The organism is Paraburkholderia lebeckiae (assembly GCF_014201005.1).
In the GTDB taxonomy this organism is placed as follows: Bacteria; Pseudomonadota; Gammaproteobacteria; order Burkholderiales; family Burkholderiaceae; genus Paraburkholderia; species Paraburkholderia tuberum.
On sequence record NZ_JACHDK010000013.1, the window covers coordinates 72544 to 89090 of the forward strand.

A 16547-nucleotide genomic window follows, 5' to 3' on the forward strand; every position below is an offset into this window, starting at 1 on the left:
CTCAACCCGATTGCTTGAATAGAGCCGGGTTTTCCCTCTAGTTTCGGGACTTTCCGCGAGGAGCCGCTGCTATGCTTTCGTCCAGATCGGTACACCGTCCGGCGGTCCGATCGCACATCCAACGGAGAAAACATGACCATGCCCGTGAACGCGCTATCGTCGGCGCTGCAACAGATGCAGGCGATGGCGGCGCAGGCGGCCGGCGACGCGACCCCGGCGGCGGAGCAATCCGGCGCGGCGACGCCCACCAACTTCGCGGCGGCGCTGAAGGCCTCGCTCGACAAGATCAGCGGCGACCAGCAGAAGGCGGTGGGCGAGTCGCAGGCGTTCGAGCTCGGTGCGTCGAACGTGTCGCTGAACGACGTGATGGTCGACATGCAGAAGGCCAATATCGGTTTCCAGTTCGGCCTGCAGGTGCGCAACAAGCTGGTCGCCGCGTACAACGACATCGCGCAGTTGTCGATCTGAGCGGGATCGCGCAGGTCTGCCTGAAAGACTGAATGAAGGTCCACACGAGTCCCGTCCGACGATCCGGCAAGCCGCTGCCGGCGCTTGCGCCGGCGGCTTCGTGCCGTGTTTTCCGTGCCCGCCCAGCGGCGCTTTCGATCCTCCTTACACCGGACTAAAGCTTTGTCGTCGCGCATCCGATAACACAAGTACAGGTCAGCAACCGGCGCGGCGACGCGCCGCGCGGCCACGCCACGACATAACCGCAGCCAGTATCAGAGGAGGAGCGCCGATGTTTTCCCAAGGACACGCTGGAGCCAACGCGTATGCGCGTGTCGGCATCGAGACATCCGTGATGGGCGCAAGTCCGCATCGTCTGATCGTGTTGCTGTACCAGGGCGCACGTCAGGCGATCGCGCAAAGCCGCATGCATTTGCAGCAGGGCAACGTGGCCGAGCGTGGCATGGCGATCAGCAAGGCGATCCGGATCATCGAAAGCGGGCTGCAGCAGTCGCTCAACCTCGAGGTGGGCGGCGAAATCGCCGAACGGCTCAATGCTTTGTACGACTATATGGCGCGTCGACTGTTGCAAGCCAATATCAATCAGAGCGAGGCGATGCTCGTGGAGGTGGACCGTCTGCTCGCGACGCTCGAAGAGGCATGGATCGGGATAGCCCCGGAGATCGCGCGGGTGGCAGCACAGCCAGCCGCGGAAAGCCTGAGATGACATCGAACGCAGAATATTTTGCCCGCTACGAGGCGGTTGCCGCGCTGTCCTGCCGCATGCTGATCGCGGCCCGTCGTGCACTGTGGAACGACCTGGCGCACTTGCAGGAAGAGTATCGGCAGCTCGTCGAAGCGCTGCGCGAAGCCGACGTGGGCGTCAAGCTCGACGAGGCCGAACGCCTGCGCAAGTACGCGCTGATCCGCCAGATCCTCGCCGACGACGCCGCGATCCGCGACCTCGCCAATCCGTGCATGGCGCATCTGTCGGCGCTGTTCGCCGGCCGGTCGACGCGCGTGCTGAAGGAGTTGTACGGAGCGCGCTGAGCGCGAGCGGGCGCGCGCGTGAGCTGGCGCCACGCCGCACGCGTCTGAAGGATCGGAGCAATCAGAGCATCGCGCGCGTTGCCGCCGATGCGACCAAGGAACCGGCATGAACGGAATCGATTCGGCCCTCGCTTCGGTGCTGTCGAGCCGGGTCGACAGCCTGCTCAGCATCGCGCCGGGAACCGCGACCACCTCGCAGACCGGCGCAGCCGGCGTCGATACCGCGGTTCCGGCGGCGCCTGCGAACGTGACGCCCGCGCCGCAGTCGTCCGCGCAAACCGCGCTGTCGGCCGTCGCGCTGACGCTGAATGCAATTGCGCACTCAGGCGGCGAGGCCACACCGGCGGTGCTCGGCCGCGCGCCGATCTGGGCGGCCGCGCCGGCGCTCGACGTCGCCATCGAAAGCTTGCCGCTGACCGATGCGGCAGGCGCCGCATCGGTCAATTTCGCTGCCGGCGATTCCGCCGCTGCTGCCAACAGCAATACCAATCCCAACGCTGCCGCCAACGCAACCGCGGCCGCCACCGCGAGCGTGGTGGCGACCGAAGTGCCGGTCGCGGCGCTCGCGGCCGCGCTGCAACAGACGGTCGCCGACACCGGCCTGTTCTACGAGGCGCATCTCGCGGCGTGGCTGGTTGGCCAGCGTTCGCCGGCGCAACTGGCGAACGAGGCGCAGAACCAGCTCGTCGCAGATTCTCAATTGCCTCCCGACTGGAGCGCCGACGCTGGCGACGCGAGCGCGCGGTCCGCTTCGGCGAACGGCGCCCCCGCGGCAACGCCACGCGGCGCGCCGAACGTTGCCGGGAACAACCCTGTCATGCACGCGATGCCGTCGATCCTGACCGCGCAGGCCGCGCGACTCGTCGCGGGTGAGCTGCTGGCCAGCTCGGTGTCCGACCTGAATGGCCAGTCCACACACGCGGGGCTGCACAGCGCGGCGTCCCAGGCGGCCGATGCCGGCTCGTCGCAGAACGCGCAGGCGATGGCGGCGGCGGTGCATCCGGCGACGGTGCCGCTCGTGCGCCAGCAGCTCGATCTGCTCGCGACCGGACAGTTCCGCTGGACCGGCGAGGCGTGGCCCGGCGCGCGTCTGGACTGGACGATCGAGCAGGATGGCGACGAATGGGACCGCAGCGGCGGCGGCCTCGCGAGCGAGGACGACCAGCCGTGGCGCACGCGCCTGACGCTGTCGCTGCCGACGCTCGGCACCGTCGATGCCGAACTGACGCTGACCGGCACGCGGCTGACCGCGCGCGTGCAGGCGAGCCCGCGGGGCGCCGCGCGGCTCGTGACGCAGGGGGACGGTTTCCGTCAGCGGCTCGCGGCGGCGGGGATCGAGCTGCAGGGATTGACGATTCGCGAGATCGGCGGCGGTGTGCCTGGCACTACTGCGGCGGGCACCTCCGCGGCGGGTGCGCAGGCCGCGGGCGCGTATGCACGGTCGGCGTCGGCGGCTGTGGCCACGTCGGCGTCGGGCGCTGCATCGCACGACGACTTCGATTGGGATATCTGATGAGCCGCACCCATCGTCGCAGCGCGGCTGCGCTTGTTTATGACTCTCATGGCGGTGAGCCCGCCCCGCGTGTGGTCGCCAAGGGGTATGGGCTGCTCGCCGAGATGATCGTGCAGCGCGCGAAGGAGGCTGGGCTGTATGTGCATGAGGCGCCCGAGATGGTGTCGCTGCTGATGCAGGTCGATCTGGATGCGCGGATTCCACCGCAGCTCTATCAGGCTGTCGCCGAGTTGCTGGCCTGGTTGCATCGGCTCGAGAGTGGGGCTGATGCTGAGCCGGGCAATGGCGCTGGCGCGCCGGATGTGGTTGATGTTGTTGCTACTGATGTGCCTGGCGGTGCTAGTACTGCGGATCACTGAAGGTGTGTGTTTGCCCTTTGGCAGGGCGGGGCGCTTTTTTGTCGTTGTTCTGGCTTTGTTGGCCTTTCCTTGCTTTGTTATCGGTCTATTAGCGTTGCCCCTGTGCGGGGCGGCACCTACTTTCTTTGCTGCTGCAAAGAAAGTAGGCAAAGAAGACAGCTCAAACCGCCAACTCTTAAGCGGGTCCCTCGGTCTGCATGAGGTAGTGGTGCATCTGGAATCCGTGCTCCCGCACATTCGGCGCCAGTGACAAGGCCGTCATTCTTCCGGCGGCGCTACGCGCGCCGAAACCTCGTTCCCAAACCACCGGTTGTTTCGGCGCATCGCCGAGGCGTAGCCGAGGGCCCCGCTGCGCGGGCCAAATCATTGGTTTCCCAGGCAGACCCGTCCGCGACGCACGTAGTGCGGAGTGGGAGGGATGACGGCTTTGTCACGAACGGCGGAATGTGCGGGGGCACGGATTCCAGATGCACCACTACCTCATGCAGACCGAGGGACCCGCTTAAGAGTTGGCGGTTTGAGCTGTCTTCTTTGCCTACTTTCTTTGCAGCAGCAAAGAAAGTAGGTGCCGCCCCGCACAGGGGCAACGCTAATAGACCGATAACAAAGCAAGGAAAGGCCAACACCACCAGAACAACGACAAAAAAGGCCTCACCCCGCCCAGGGGCTAAATCAGAACCTCATCATCACCTTCAACACCGCGTTCACGCGTCTCCCGTACGGTGGCGAGATCAACCCGCGCGCATTCAGCCGCGCCTGCACGAGCACGGGCTTCATCTTGGAAAAAGTAACGAACCCCTCATACCCGTGGTACGCCCCCATCCCACTCGCCCCGACCCCGCCGAACGGCAAACTCTCACATGCCAGATGCATCAGCGTCTCGTTAACCGCCATGCCGCCGGCGATCGTTTCATGCGTGACACGCTCAACCGTCCGCGCATCGTCGGCATAGAGATAAAGCGCCAGCGGCCGCGGCCGCGCATTGATCCACGCGATCGCGTCGTCGAGCGTGTCGTACGGCACGAGCGGCAACAGCGGCCCAAAAATCTCCTCCTGCATCAGCGCGCATTCGTCCGGCGCGCCAGTCACGGCGATCAGAGGAAAGCGCCGCCTCGCGGCATCGGGCGTCGCGTTGGTCAGCGCATGCAATTGCGCGCCCGCAGCCCGCGCTTCGTCGGCGAGACGTTCGAGCCGCTCGAAGTGCCGCGAAGAAATGATCGACGTGTAATCCGGGTTCTGCGCGAAGTCCGGATACATCCTCGCCATCCGCACGCGCGCCCGTTCGATGAACGCCTGCTCCTTGCCGCGCGGCACCAGCACGTAGTCGGGCGCCACACAGGTCTGCCCCGCGTTCAGCGTCTTGCCGGCGATCAGATTGTCGACCGCGTTGTCGAAACGCGCATGCGCGCCGATCAGCGCCGGCGACTTGCCGCCGAGTTCGAGCGTGACCGGCGTCAGATGCTCGGCTGCCGCGCGCATCACTTCGTGACCGACCTTCGTCGAGCCGGTGAACAGCAAATGATCGAACGGCAGCGCGCTGAACGCGGCCGCGAGCGCCGCATCGCCGTTGACGACCGCGACGTGAGTGCGCGCGAACGTCTGACCGATCAGCAGCTCGAATAGCGCCGAGGTGCGCGGCGTCAGCTCGGACATCTTGATGATCGCGCGATTGCCGGCCGTCAGCGCGCTGATCAACGGGCCGACCGCGAGCAGCACCGGATAATTCCACGGCACGATGATGCCGACCACGCCGAGCGGCTGCGGCACCACCTTCGCGCGCGCCGGCAGCAGCCACTTGTTGGTGCGGCGGCGCTGCGCTTTCATCCAGCGCTTGCCGTGACGCAGCGCGGCGTCGATCTCTTCCTTCACGAGCAGGAATTCGGCGAGCAGCACTTCTTCCTTCGCGCGATTGCCGAAGTCCGCGTGCATCGCGTCGGCGAGCGCGTCGCGATTGTCGAGCATCAGCTTGCGCAGCGCGCGCAGATGCGTCGCGCGCGTGTCCCACGACGGATACGGCACGCGCAGATACGCATGACGTTGATCGCGCAACAGTGCTTCGAGCGCGGCGACCTCCGGCACATCGTTCTTCATGTGAGTCCACTCCCAGATGGATGACCGTGCGCGTCGAGCGCGCTTATTGGTTCGAGGTTGAGTCGGAGTTGCGAGCGGTGCGCTCGGGGTTTGCGTGCCCGCCGCGCTTACTGGGGAAAGGCGCGCTTGACGATCGCCGCGTGATCGAACGTGGCCGGCAGCGTGCCGTACACGCGGCCGCTTTCGCCGCAGCCGTCGGCGAGACGCGTCGCGATGAACGCGTCGGCGACCTCGGCGGGCGCGTGCTGCGCGAGCAGCGTCGCCTGCGCGATCAGCACGATCTGCTGCGCGATACGTCGTGCCGACGCCTCGCGCTGTTCGGCCGGTCCGTTCAGCGTCGCGGCGAGGCGCGCGAGTGCCGCGCCCAACGCCGGATGCGCGCGCGCGACGTCCTGCCAGGCGGCGAACAGCGCTTGCGCGGCCTGCGGCTCGCGCTCCATCGCGCGCAGCACATCGAGGCACATCACGTTGCCCGAGCCTTCCCAGATCGAGTTGACCGGCGCCTCGCGATAGAAGCGCGCCATCGGCCCGGTTTCGACGTAGCCGTTGCCGCCCCAGACTTCCATCGCCTCGCCGGTGAATTCGAGCGCGCGCTTGCAGACCCAGTACTTCGCGGCAGGCGTAACGATGCGCCGCCAGGCGCGTTCGGCCGATGAAGCCGACGACGCGTCGGCGGATTCCTCGAACGCGCGCGCGAGACGCATGAACAGCACCGTAGCCGCTTCGGATTCGAGCGCGAGATCGGCGAGCACGTTACGCATCAGCGGCTGCTCGGCAAGGTGCCGGCCGAACGCGCTGCGATGCCGCGCATGATGGACCGCCTGCACGAGCGCGGCACGCATCAGCGCGGCGCTGCCGATCACGCAGTCGAGCCGCGTGTAGCTCGCCATTTCGATGATGGTCGGCACGCCGCGTCCTTCGTCGCCAATCATCACGCCGTACGCGTCGAGAAATTCGACTTCGCTGCTTGCGTTGGAGCGATTGCCGAGCTTGTCCTTCAGACGCTGGATCTGCACCGCGTTCTTGCTGCCGTCCGGCGCGAAGCGCGGCACGAAAAAGCACGACAGCCCCTCGTGCGCGTCGGTGCGCGCGAGCACCAGATGCGCGTCGCACTGCGGCGCCGAGAAGAACCATTTATGACCGACGAGCCGGTAGGCGCCGCCGCGTCCGCCGGCACCGTCGAACGCATGGGCGCGCGTCCGGTTGCTGCGCACGTCGGAGCCGCCCTGTTTCTCGGTCATGCCCATGCCGATCATCGCCGAGCGCTTTTGCGTGAGCGGCACGTCGCGCGGATCGTGCTCGCGTGTGTACAACTGGTCGCGCAGCGTGCCGAACAACGTGGATTCGCGCCGCAACACCGGAATGCTCGCGAAGGTCATCGTCGGTGGGCACAGCGAGCCGGATTCGATCTGCGCATGCATGAAGTAGCCGGCGCAGCGCGCGGCCATCGCGCCGCTTCGCGGCTCGGCGAACGGAAGCGCGTGTAGCCCTTCGCGGCGCAGCAGCGCCAGCAGTTCATGCCACGCGGGATGGAACTCAAGCGCGTCGATGCGCTCGCCGCGCGGACTATGCGTGACCAGCTCCGGCGTATGGCGGTTGGCGAGCTCCGCGAGCGCGAGCGTGTCGGGCGTCGTCAGCGTCGCGCCGTGTCGCAGCAGCGCCTCGCGATGCCAGCTCGCGCCGTCGCGATCGACGGCCGCGCTCAAAGCGGCGTCGCTCGCGAACAGGTTGTAGTCCGCGAGCGGCGGTGCCTGATTCGTCACCTCGTGAGTCTGGCCGAAGCCGTGCCGTTCCATCTGCTGTCTCCGTGCTTTCGCTATTGTGCGCCGCTTTGCCGACGGCATCCGCGATGCGCTTCGACGCATCTGTTCGAGCGCCGCAGTTGATGCCGCATGCGGAAGGAGGGCGCGCGTCGCGCCATGTTTGGAAGCCGCGCGCGGGCCGTGCGCGCCTTTCATCATAGGGGCGCGTTGCCGCCGGCGTTTAGAGGAATCGTTCTGTCAGGGAGCCGCCGCAGCCCCAATACGCTCCCTACAATGCGCAGAAAACACACGTAGACAAGTGTGCACGAGACAGGGTCCCCGAGCAACGCGGCCCATCAGGAGGAGCGCATGCAATACGACTACATCATCGTCGGTGCGGGCTCGGGCGGCTGCACGCTCGCGAGCCGTCTCGCGGATAGCTGTCCCGACGCGACCATCGCGCTGATCGAGGCCGGCCCGCATACCGGGCGCAATCTGTTGGTGAACATGCCGGTCGGCGTCGCGGCCGTGGTGCCGAACAGACTGAAGACCAACTACGGCTACCTGACCACGCCGCAACCGGGGCTCGCCGGTCGCCAGGGCTATCAGCCGCGCGGACGCGGTTTCGGCGGATCGAGCGCGATCAACGCGATGATCTACACGCGCGGCCATCCGCTCGATTACGACGAGTGGGCGCGGCTCGGCTGCGATGGCTGGTCGTGGGCCGAGGTGCTGCCGTATTTCCGCCGAGCCGAAGACAACGAGCGCGGCGCCGATGCGTGGCATGGCGAGGCCGGTCCGCTAACCGTGTCCGATCTGCGCTTCAGGAATCCGTTTTCCAGGCGCTTCGTGCAGGCCGCGCTCGAAGCGGGCTACCAAGCGAACGACGACTTCAACGGCGCGGACCAGGAAGGCATCGGCTTCTATCAGGTCACGCAACGTGACGGTCGCCGTTGCAGCGTCGCGCGCGCGTACATCTACGACCGGCCGCGCGCGAATCTGCACGCGATGGCCGACGCGACCGTGCTGCGCGTCGTGTTCGACGGCAAGCGCGCGAGCGGCGTCGAAATCGTGCGCGGCGGCCGCACCCAAACGCTCGCGGCGCGCGCCGAGGTCGTGCTCGCCGCTGGGGCGTTCAACTCGCCGCAACTGTTGATGTGCTCGGGCATCGGGCCGGCCGCGCATCTGCGCTCGCTCGGCATCGACGTGCTGCACGATGCGCCCGAGGTCGGCCAGAACCTGATCGATCACATCGATTTCACGATCATCAAGCGCGTGAGGTCGATCGAGCCCACCGGTTTCTCGGTGCGCGGCATCGCGCGGATGCTGCCGCAATTCGTGACCTTCATGCGACACGGGCGCGGCATGCTGTCGAGCAACGTCGCCGAGGCGGGCGGTTTTCTGAAGAGCCGGCCGACGCTCGCGCGGCCCGATCTGCAACTGCATTTCTGCGCGGCGATCGTCGACGATCACAACCGCCATATGCACTGGGGCCACGGTTATTCGCTGCATGTATGCGTGCTGCGTCCGCATAGCCGCGGCACCGTGACGCTCGCAAGCGCCGATGCGCGTGTCGCGCCGCTGATCGATCCGCGCTTTCTGAGCGACGTGCGCGATCTCGATCTGCTCGTCGAGGGCGCGAAGATGGCGCGGCGCATTCTCGGCGCGCCGTCGCTCGCGCTGCACGGCGGCGAGGAGTTGTACACGCGGCCGGGGCAATCGGATACGGAGCTGCGCCAGACGATCGCCGAGCGCGCGGACACGATCTATCACCCGGTCGCGACCTGCCGGATGGGCGGCGACGCGCGCTCGGTCGTCGATCCGCAATTGCGGGTGCGCGGCCTGACGGGGTTGAGGATCGTCGATGCGTCGGTCATGCCGACCCTGATCGGCGGCAACACCAATTCGCCGACGGTGATGATCGGCGAACGGGCGGCGGAGTTGATCGCGACGAGCCGGCGAGACGGAGCGGGGAGGTCGGCGACGTTGACGCCCCCGAACCGAGGTGACATGGCGGCGCAGGTGGTTTGATCGCCGTTTGCAAGGAGGTCGGGAAACGCGAGCGGCGTAACGCGGCTGGCCGCCGCCCGTCACTCGCCTGAGGGTGGCAGAGCTCCTTGCGGCGCTGCGATTCCGTTAAAGCCGATCCCCGGTCCGAGTATGAACTCGTCGCTGGCGTGTGTCGGCAGCGTTTCGCGCGCGACGTCGAGCCACGCGCGTGCCGCGTGCGACAGATAGCCGTTGCGGCGCCAGCCGATCGCCATTTCCCACGGGATCTCCGGTTCGATGACCGGGCGGCAGGTGAACTGCGCGGGATCGAGCCGCCGGCAATAGGGCGCGGGCAGCAGCGCGATGCCGACGCCAGCCAGCACCAGCGCCGCCATGAAGTCCCAATGCGCGCTGCGTCCGACGATCGCGGGCGCAAATCCCGCCGCGCGACACGCGTTCAACACGACGTCGTTCAGCGCGAGGCTTTCGCCGTAAAACACGAACGGCTCATTGGCGAGTTGGGCGAGCGGCACCTCGTCCAACGCATCCCAGCGCGAGCCGGCGCGCGCGACGAGCCACAACAGCTCGCGCGACATCGGCAGCACGTCGATGTTGTCGGGGTCGACCGGCTGCAACACACCGCCCAGTTCCAGTTCACCGTTGATCAGCGCGGCTTCGATCGCGCGCGAGCCCTGCTCGAACAGCTTCAGCTCGATCTTCGGATAGCGCTGGCGGAACGCGGCGATTGCGGGTGTGAAGAGCGCACCGCCCATCGGCGGAATGCCGATTGCCAGTTCACCGCGCCCGAGCGTGTCGAGATCGTTCAGCTCGGCCTGCAGTTGCGCGTGCGCGGCGAGCACGTCCTGGCCGCGCTGATAGACGATCCGGCCCACGTCGGTGAGAACCATCTGGCGGCCGTCGCGCAGCAGCAGCGGCGAGCCGATTTCGTCTTCCAGCGACTTGACCATCTTGCTGATGGTCGGCTGCGTGACGAACATCTGCTCAGCGGCGACGGTGAAGCTTTGTTGACGGACCACTTCGACGAAATAGCGCAGCGCGCGGAGTTCCATGAGCGTGATCTCCAGAATTCCAGTTTGGAATGGTTTCAATGATTGTAAGTCATTTTGTTTATGGCGCGGCGGGCCGCATACTAAGTGCCTTCCACGCCAGCCAAGGGATTTCATGTCCGCGCCAGTTTTCGCCCGTTCCGCGTGTCCCGCCGGTGGCGGCTCAAGTGGGGATGCGGGCGGCTTCGGCCGTGTCGCACGCATCGCCGTGCAAAGCGCCGCGATCGCGGCGCTGTGGATCGGCGCCGATTTCGTCGTGCGGCGGCTGCATCTGCCGGTGCCGGGCGGCGTGGTCGGTCTCGTCGTGCTGCTCGCGTTGCTGTTCTGTGGCGGTATCGCGCCGCGCTGGGTCAAGGCCGGCGCGGACTGGCTGCTGTCCGACATGCTGCTGTTCTTCATTCCGGCGGCGGTCGCCGCCGTGCAGTACGGCGGCCTGTTCCGCGCGGACGGCTGGCGCCTCGCGCTGGTAGTGATCGCCGGCACGCTGATGGTGATGGTCGCGGTAGCGTTCGCTGTCGATCAGGCCGCGCGCGTCGAACGGCGTTTCGAGCTGCGCCGCGTGCGGGTTGCGCGTAAGGCAGGCAGTCTGTCGCGCGAGCGCCGATGAACCCGGTCCCGTTCGCTTCGCTGTTGGCCGACGACGCCTCGCGCCTGATCGCGGCCGGCTGCCTCGTGCTGACGATCGCGCTGTACTTCGCGTCGAAGGCGCTGTATGCGCGCGTGCGCTCGCCGTGGCTCACGCCGATGCTGACGGTGCCGACCGCGCTGGTCGCGATCGTCGTACTCGCGCACATTCCGTATTCGCTTTACTTCGAGGACACGCGCTGGCTGATGTGGCTGCTCGGCCCCGCGACGGTCGCGTTCGCCGTGCCGATCTACGAGTACCGCGCACTGTTGAAGCGCCACTGGATCTCGCTGTCCGTCGGCGTGACGGTGGGCATTCTGGTCGGCGTCGGCGGCTCGCTGATGCTCGCGAAGCTGCTGCACCTGTCGCCGGACTTGCAGCGCAGCCTGATGACGCGTTCGGTGTCGACGCCATTCGCGCTCGCGGTGTCCGACAGGATTCACGCGCCGAAGGACCTGACCGCGCTGTTCGTGATCGCAACCGGCGTCTGCGGCATGCTGTTCGGCGAAATCGTGCTCGCGTTCGTGCCGCTGCGCACGCGGCTCGCGCGCGGCGCGCTGTTCGGCGCGGCCGCGCACGGCGTCGGCACCGCGAAGGCACGCGAGCTCGGCAGCGAGGAGGGCGTAGTGTCCAGCCTGACCATGATGATCGCCGGGGTCGCCATGGTGCTGCTCGCACCGATACTGGGGCTGCTGCCGATCTGAACCAGCGCGCTGCCGCACCATCCGGCGCGCGCCGAAGTCATCTCGATTTGCTACAATCGCCGTTCGTCTTCGAGGAGCGTTGCGACGGGTACCGCGAATCCGCATTCGCCGGCCGCCCGCCAGGCTCGAAGGCTTCAATTGGCAGCATGGAACGCGCTTGCGCGATTCCGAACGCTGCCTCAAACCGCGCTCACGTCACATTTCTAGTCAATTTCTTAGAAAGGAGGGCGTGATGAACGCCGCAGTTATCGATTCCCAGAACCAGGATTACGTTGTCGCCGACATGTCGCTCGCCGCTTGGGGCCGCAAGGAACTCACGATCGCCGAGACCGAAATGCCCGGCCTCATGCAGACCCGTGAAGAGTACAAGGCGCAGCAGCCGTTGAAGGGCGCGCGCGTCGCCGGCTCGCTGCACATGACGATCCAGACCGGCGTGCTGATCGAGACGCTGACCGCGCTCGGCGCGGACGTCCGCTGGGCCTCGTGCAACATCTTCTCGACTCAGGACCATGCCGCCGCCGCGATCGCGCAGGCCGGCACGCCGGTGTTCGCGTTCAAGGGCGAATCGCTCGATGAATACTGGGAGTTCTCGCACCGCATTTTCGAATGGCCGAACGGCGAGTTCGCCAACATGATCCTCGACGACGGCGGCGACGCGACGCTGCTGCTGATCCTCGGCTCGAAGGCCGAAAAAGACCGCTCGGTGATCGCCAGGCCGACCAACGAAGAAGAAGTCGCGCTGTACAAGTCGATCGCCGCGCACCTCGAGATCGACCCGACGTGGTACTCGAAGCGCCTCGCGGCAATCAAGGGCGTCACCGAAGAAACCACCACCGGCGTGCACCGTCTGTACCAGATGGAGAAGGAAGGCCGCCTGCCGTTCCCGGCGATCAACGTCAACGACTCGGTCACGAAGTCGAAGTTCGACAACCTGTATGGCTGCCGCGAGTCGCTCGTCGACGGCATCAAGCGCGCGACCGACGTGATGATCGCGGGCAAGATCGCGGTCGTGGCCGGTTACGGCGACGTGGGCAAGGGCTGCGCGCAATCGTTGCGCGGTCTGGGCGCGACCGTGTGGGTCACCGAAATCGATCCGATCTGCGCGCTCCAAGCGGCGATGGAAGGCTACCGCGTCGTGACGATGGAATACGCGGCCGACAAGGCCGACATCTTCGTGACCGCGACCGGCAACTACCACGTGATCAACCACGATCACATGAAGGCGATGCGTCATAACGCGATCGTCTGCAACATCGGCCACTTCGACTCGGAAATCGACGTCGCGTCGACCCGTCAGTACCAGTGGGAAAACATCAAGCCGCAAGTCGACCACATCATTTTCCCGGACGGCAAGCGCGTGATCCTGCTGGCCGAAGGCCGCCTTGTGAACCTCGGCTGCGCGACGGGCCACCCGTCGTTCGTGATGTCGAACTCGTTCACGAACCAGACGCTCGCGCAGATCGAACTGTTCACGCAGGGCGCGAAGTACGAAAACAAGGTGTACGTGCTGCCGAAGCATCTCGACGAAAAGGTCGCGCGTCTGCATCTGGCGCGCATCGGCGCGAACCTGACCGTGCTGTCCGACGCGCAGGCCGGCTACATCGGCGTCGACAAGAACGGTCCGTTCAAGCCGAACCACTATCGCTATTAAGCACGCGGCCGTCCGCGGCTCGATGCGCGCGTTCGCGCGCCTGGCCACGCGGGCGGCGCTAGAAGCTTGACGGTCCGATCTCGGGGCGGCGCGCAATGCGCCGCTTTGTTCGCCAGCGCCGCTTTTCGTTTGCTGGACATCTTCTCCGCACAGGTGCTTACAAGGAGTTCTACATGACCGTGCTGCTGACCTGGCTCATCAACGCGCTCGCGCTGCTGATCATCACCTACATCGTTCCGTCGATCCATATCCGTAGCTTCGGTACCGCGCTGATCGTCGCGATCGTGCTCGGCCTCATCAATACGGTGCTGCGGCCATTGCTGATCCTGCTGACGCTGCCCGTCACGATCCTCACGCTCGGACTCTTCATTCTGGTCGTCAATGCGCTGTGCTTCTGGCTGTGCGCGTCGCTGCTGAAGGGCTTCGAGGTGTCGGGCTTCTGGTCGGCGTTCTTCGGCTCGATCCTGTACAGCGTCGTGTCGTGGCTGCTGTCCGCGCTCATTTTCGGCAACCGCAGTCTCGCTTGACCTTTTTGACCATGAATCCGATCGAACTCTCATTCGAATTCTTCCCGCCGAAAACGCAGGAAGGCATCGACAAACTGCGCGCGACGCGCGCGGAACTCGTGTCGCTCAAACCGAAGTTCGTGTCCGTCACGTTCGGCGCCGGCGGCTCGACCCAGCAAGGCACGCTCGATACCGTCGTCGACATGGCGAAGGAAGGGCTCGAGGCGGCGCCGCATCTGTCGTGCATCGGCTCGTCGAAGGAAAGCCTGCGTGCGATCCTTAACGAGTACCGCGCGCACGGCATCCGCCATATCGTTGCGCTGCGCGGCGATCTACCCTCGGGCATGGGCGCGGTCGGCGAGCTGCGCTACGCGTCGGAGCTCGTCAGCTTCATCCGTGCCGAGTTCGGCGACTGGTTCTGGATCGAGGTGGCGGGCTATCCGGAATACCATCCGCAGTCGCGCTCGCCGCGTCACGATCTCGAAAACTTCGCGCGCAAGGTGAAAGCCGGCGCGAACTCGGCGATCACGCAGTACTTCTTCAACGCGGACGCGTACTTCCGTTTCGTCGACGATGCGCGCCAGCTCGGCGTCGACGTGCCGATCGTGCCCGGCATCATGCCGATCACGAACTTCTCGCAGCTGATGCGCTTCTCCGAAATGTGCGGCGCCGAAGTGCCGCGCTGGATCGCGCGCCGGCTCGAAAGCTTCGGCGACGACCGCGAGTCGATCCGCGCGTTCGGACTCGACGTGGTGACGGATCTGTGTCAACGGCTCGTCGATGCGAAGGTGCCCGGTCTGCACTTCTATACGCTGAACGCGGCCACGTCGACCAAGGCGATCTGCGAACGGCTCGCCGTGTGACTGCGATGCCCGCGCGGCCGCAACGGCCGCGCGGGCCCCGCCAGTCTGGCATGGGTCGCAAATTTGTCCCAAATAGCGTGGTAAGTCCCTGTTGAAGCTCATTTTTGGGCTGTCTATCATCGAAACGCAGCCAACCCGGCTGCTGTGCGGAGGACGATATGACAGTGACAAGAAAGACTGCGGCACACCGACGGTTCGCGCTTCACCCGTTCTGCCTGCCGGCTCTCGCCGCGCTCGCGGTCGCCGCCAGCGGCCTCGTGGCCGCCGCGTCGCAGGCGGCCACGCTGCCCGACAAGACGCTGGTCTTCTGCTCCGAAGGCAGCCCGGCGGGCTTCGATACCGCGCAATACACGACCAGCGTCGAGTTCAGCGCCGGCTCGTACACGGTCTATAACCGGCTCGTCGAATTTGCGCATGGCAGCACGGACATCGAGCCGGGTCTCGCCGAAAAGTGGGACGTGTCGCCCGACGGCCTCACCTATACGTTCCATCTGCGCCACGGCGTCAAATTCCAGACCACGTCGTACTTCAAGCCGACCCGCGAATTCAACGCGGACGACGTCGTGTTCACCTACGAGCGCATGCTCGATCCCGAGAACCCGTTCCGCAAGGCGTATCCGGTCAATTTCCCGTACTTCAACGACCTCGGTCTTGCGAAGAACATCGCGAAGATCGAGAAGGTCGATCCGTACACGGTGCGCTTCACGCTGAAGGAAGTCGACGCGCCGTTCCTGCAGCAGATCGCGATGCCGTTCGCGTCGATCCTGTCGGCTGAATACACGGATCAGCTGCTCAAGGCCGGCAAGGCGTCCGATATCAACCAGTACCCGGTCGGCACCGGTCCGTTCATCTTCCGCAGCTATACGAAGGACGACACGATCCGCTTCGACGGCAATCCCGACTACTGGAAGCCGGGCGTCGCGAAGGTCGGCAAGCTGATCTTCGCGATCACGGTCGATCCGGCCGTGCGCCTGCAAAAGCTCAAGCGCGGCGAATGCCAGGTGATGTCCTATCCGCGCCCGGCCGACATCCCCACCGTGAAGGCCGATGCGTCGCTCGCGATGCCGAGCGAAGTCGGCTTCAACCTCGGCTATATCGCGTACAACACGACCAAAAAACCGCTCGACAACGTGCTCGTGCGACGAGCGCTCGACATGTCGGTCAACAAGAAGGCGATCATCGATGCGGTCTACCAGGGCGCGGGCCAGGCCGCGACCAACCCGATGCCGCCGACGCAATGGGGTTACGACAAGAACCTGAAGGACGCGCCGTACGACGTCGACAAGGCGAAAGCGCTGCTGAAGCAGGCGGGCTACCCCGACGGGTTCGAGCTGACGCTATGGGCGATGCCGGTGCAGCGCCCGTATAACCCGAACGCGCGCCTGATGGCCGAAATGCTGCAGTCGGACTGGGCGAAAATCGGCGTCAAGGTCAACATCGCCACGTACGAGTGGGGCGAGTACATCCGCCGCGCGCATGCCGGCGAGCATCAGGCGATGCTGATCGGCTGGACGGGTGACTACGGCGATCCTGACAACTGGCTCGGCGTGTTGCTCGGCTGCGACGCGGTCAACGGCAGCAACTTCTCGAAGTGGTGCTACAAGCCTTACGACGATCTGATCAAGCAGGGCCGCAGTACCACCAACCTGGCCGATCGCACCAAGGCCTATACGCAGGCTCAGGAGATCTTCAAGGATCAGGTGCCGTTCACGCCGATCGCGCATTCGACCGTCTATCAGCCGATCAGCAAGAACGTGACGGGCTTCAAGATCGATCCGTTCGGGCCGACGCAATTCCTGGAAGTTGGGGTGAAATAAGCGGGCGCGGCGCGCTTTTTGCGCCGCATTCGTCGCCGGGCGGCTCGAATGGGGCCGCCCGGCCCGCGACAAAACCGTGGCAAAACGTTTGCACGAAGTGTTTCCTGTCGTCAACGGAGGGAT

At 65.8% G+C, this 16547-nt stretch carries 15 protein-coding genes and 1 riboswitch; of the genes, 12 read left to right on the top strand and 3 right to left on the bottom strand.

Features of this window, described 5'->3' with window-relative positions:
• The first annotated feature begins 132 nt into the window (after positions 1-132).
• The 5 genes from fliE to HDG39_RS23180 all read left to right on the top strand — a co-directional run bounded on the left by fliE (position 133) and on the right by HDG39_RS23180 (position 3369).
• Complete coding sequence (fliE, locus tag HDG39_RS23160) at positions 133-468, top strand: flagellar hook-basal body complex protein FliE (RefSeq protein ID WP_184008953.1); 336 nt, start codon at positions 133-135, stop codon at positions 466-468.
• A gap of 271 nt (positions 469-739) precedes the next feature.
• On the top strand, positions 740-1174 hold the full coding sequence (gene fliS / locus HDG39_RS23165; protein WP_026225503.1) for a flagellar export chaperone FliS: 435 nt from the start codon (positions 740-742) through the stop codon (positions 1172-1174).
• Entirely contained in the window at positions 1171-1497 is a 327-nt protein-coding gene (locus tag HDG39_RS23170; protein ID WP_184008955.1) for a flagellar protein FliT, read from the top strand. The genes fliS and HDG39_RS23170 overlap by 4 nt, the downstream gene beginning before the upstream one ends.
• Before the next feature lie 106 nt (positions 1498-1603).
• On the top strand, positions 1604-3010 hold the full coding sequence (fliK, locus tag HDG39_RS23175; protein ID WP_184008957.1) for a flagellar hook-length control protein FliK: 1407 nt from the start codon (positions 1604-1606) through the stop codon (positions 3008-3010).
• A complete protein-coding gene (locus tag HDG39_RS23180) occupies positions 3010-3369 on the top strand; it encodes an EscU/YscU/HrcU family type III secretion system export apparatus switch protein (protein WP_184008959.1) in 360 nt (119 codons plus the stop codon). Before fliK ends, HDG39_RS23180 begins: the two co-directional genes overlap by 1 nt.
• A gap of 672 nt (positions 3370-4041) precedes the next feature.
• Here the strand turns inward: HDG39_RS23180 and HDG39_RS23185 are convergent.
• Both HDG39_RS23185 and HDG39_RS23190 read right to left on the bottom strand, forming a co-directional pair.
• Positions 4042-5460 (bottom strand): coniferyl aldehyde dehydrogenase, encoded by a 1419-nt coding sequence (locus HDG39_RS23185; RefSeq protein WP_184008961.1) that lies wholly within the window; start codon positions 5458-5460, stop codon positions 4042-4044.
• Between the two features lie 107 nt (positions 5461-5567).
• Positions 5568-7256: an isovaleryl-CoA dehydrogenase gene (locus HDG39_RS23190; RefSeq protein WP_184008963.1), complete on the bottom strand. Its 1689-nt coding sequence runs from the start codon at positions 7254-7256 to the stop codon at positions 5568-5570.
• A gap of 315 nt (positions 7257-7571) precedes the next feature.
• On the opposite strand from HDG39_RS23190, the gene HDG39_RS23195 reads away from it, so the two are divergent.
• The gene (locus tag HDG39_RS23195; protein WP_184008965.1) at positions 7572-9233 is read left to right on the top strand and encodes a GMC family oxidoreductase; all 1662 of its coding nucleotides are present in this window, start codon (positions 7572-7574) and stop codon (positions 9231-9233) included.
• 59 nt (positions 9234-9292) lie between these two features.
• Here HDG39_RS23195 and HDG39_RS23200 read toward each other — a convergent pair whose 3' ends face one another.
• Positions 9293-10261, bottom strand: a complete 969-nt coding sequence (locus HDG39_RS23200; protein WP_184008967.1) for a LysR family transcriptional regulator — start codon at positions 10259-10261, stop codon at positions 9293-9295.
• 112 nt (positions 10262-10373) lie between these two features.
• On the opposite strand from HDG39_RS23200, the gene HDG39_RS23205 reads away from it, so the two are divergent.
• The 6 genes from HDG39_RS23205 to HDG39_RS23230 all read left to right on the top strand — a co-directional run bounded on the left by HDG39_RS23205 (position 10374) and on the right by HDG39_RS23230 (position 16424).
• Positions 10374-10865: a CidA/LrgA family protein gene (locus HDG39_RS23205; protein ID WP_184008969.1), complete on the top strand. Its 492-nt coding sequence runs from the start codon at positions 10374-10376 to the stop codon at positions 10863-10865.
• Positions 10862-11587 (top strand): LrgB family protein, encoded by a 726-nt coding sequence (locus tag HDG39_RS23210; RefSeq protein ID WP_184008971.1) that lies wholly within the window; start codon positions 10862-10864, stop codon positions 11585-11587. The genes HDG39_RS23205 and HDG39_RS23210 overlap by 4 nt, the downstream gene beginning before the upstream one ends.
• A 65-nt stretch (positions 11588-11652) precedes the next feature.
• A riboswitch (S-adenosyl-L-homocysteine riboswitch) is annotated at positions 11653-11786 on the top strand.
• 33 nt (positions 11787-11819) lie between these two features.
• The gene (gene ahcY / locus HDG39_RS23215) at positions 11820-13238 is read left to right on the top strand and encodes an adenosylhomocysteinase (RefSeq protein ID WP_184008973.1); all 1419 of its coding nucleotides are present in this window, start codon (positions 11820-11822) and stop codon (positions 13236-13238) included.
• 173 nt (positions 13239-13411) lie between these two features.
• Positions 13412-13765: a phage holin family protein gene (locus HDG39_RS23220; protein ID WP_018418731.1), complete on the top strand. Its 354-nt coding sequence runs from the start codon at positions 13412-13414 to the stop codon at positions 13763-13765.
• An 11-nt stretch (positions 13766-13776) separates the two neighbouring features.
• Positions 13777-14607, top strand: coding sequence for a methylenetetrahydrofolate reductase [NAD(P)H] (metF, locus tag HDG39_RS23225; RefSeq protein ID WP_184009087.1), 831 nt, complete (start codon positions 13777-13779; stop codon positions 14605-14607).
• Between the two features lie 158 nt (positions 14608-14765).
• Complete coding sequence (locus HDG39_RS23230) at positions 14766-16424, top strand: ABC transporter substrate-binding protein (protein WP_184008975.1); 1659 nt, start codon at positions 14766-14768, stop codon at positions 16422-16424.
• The last annotated feature ends 123 nt before the right edge of the window (positions 16425-16547 follow it).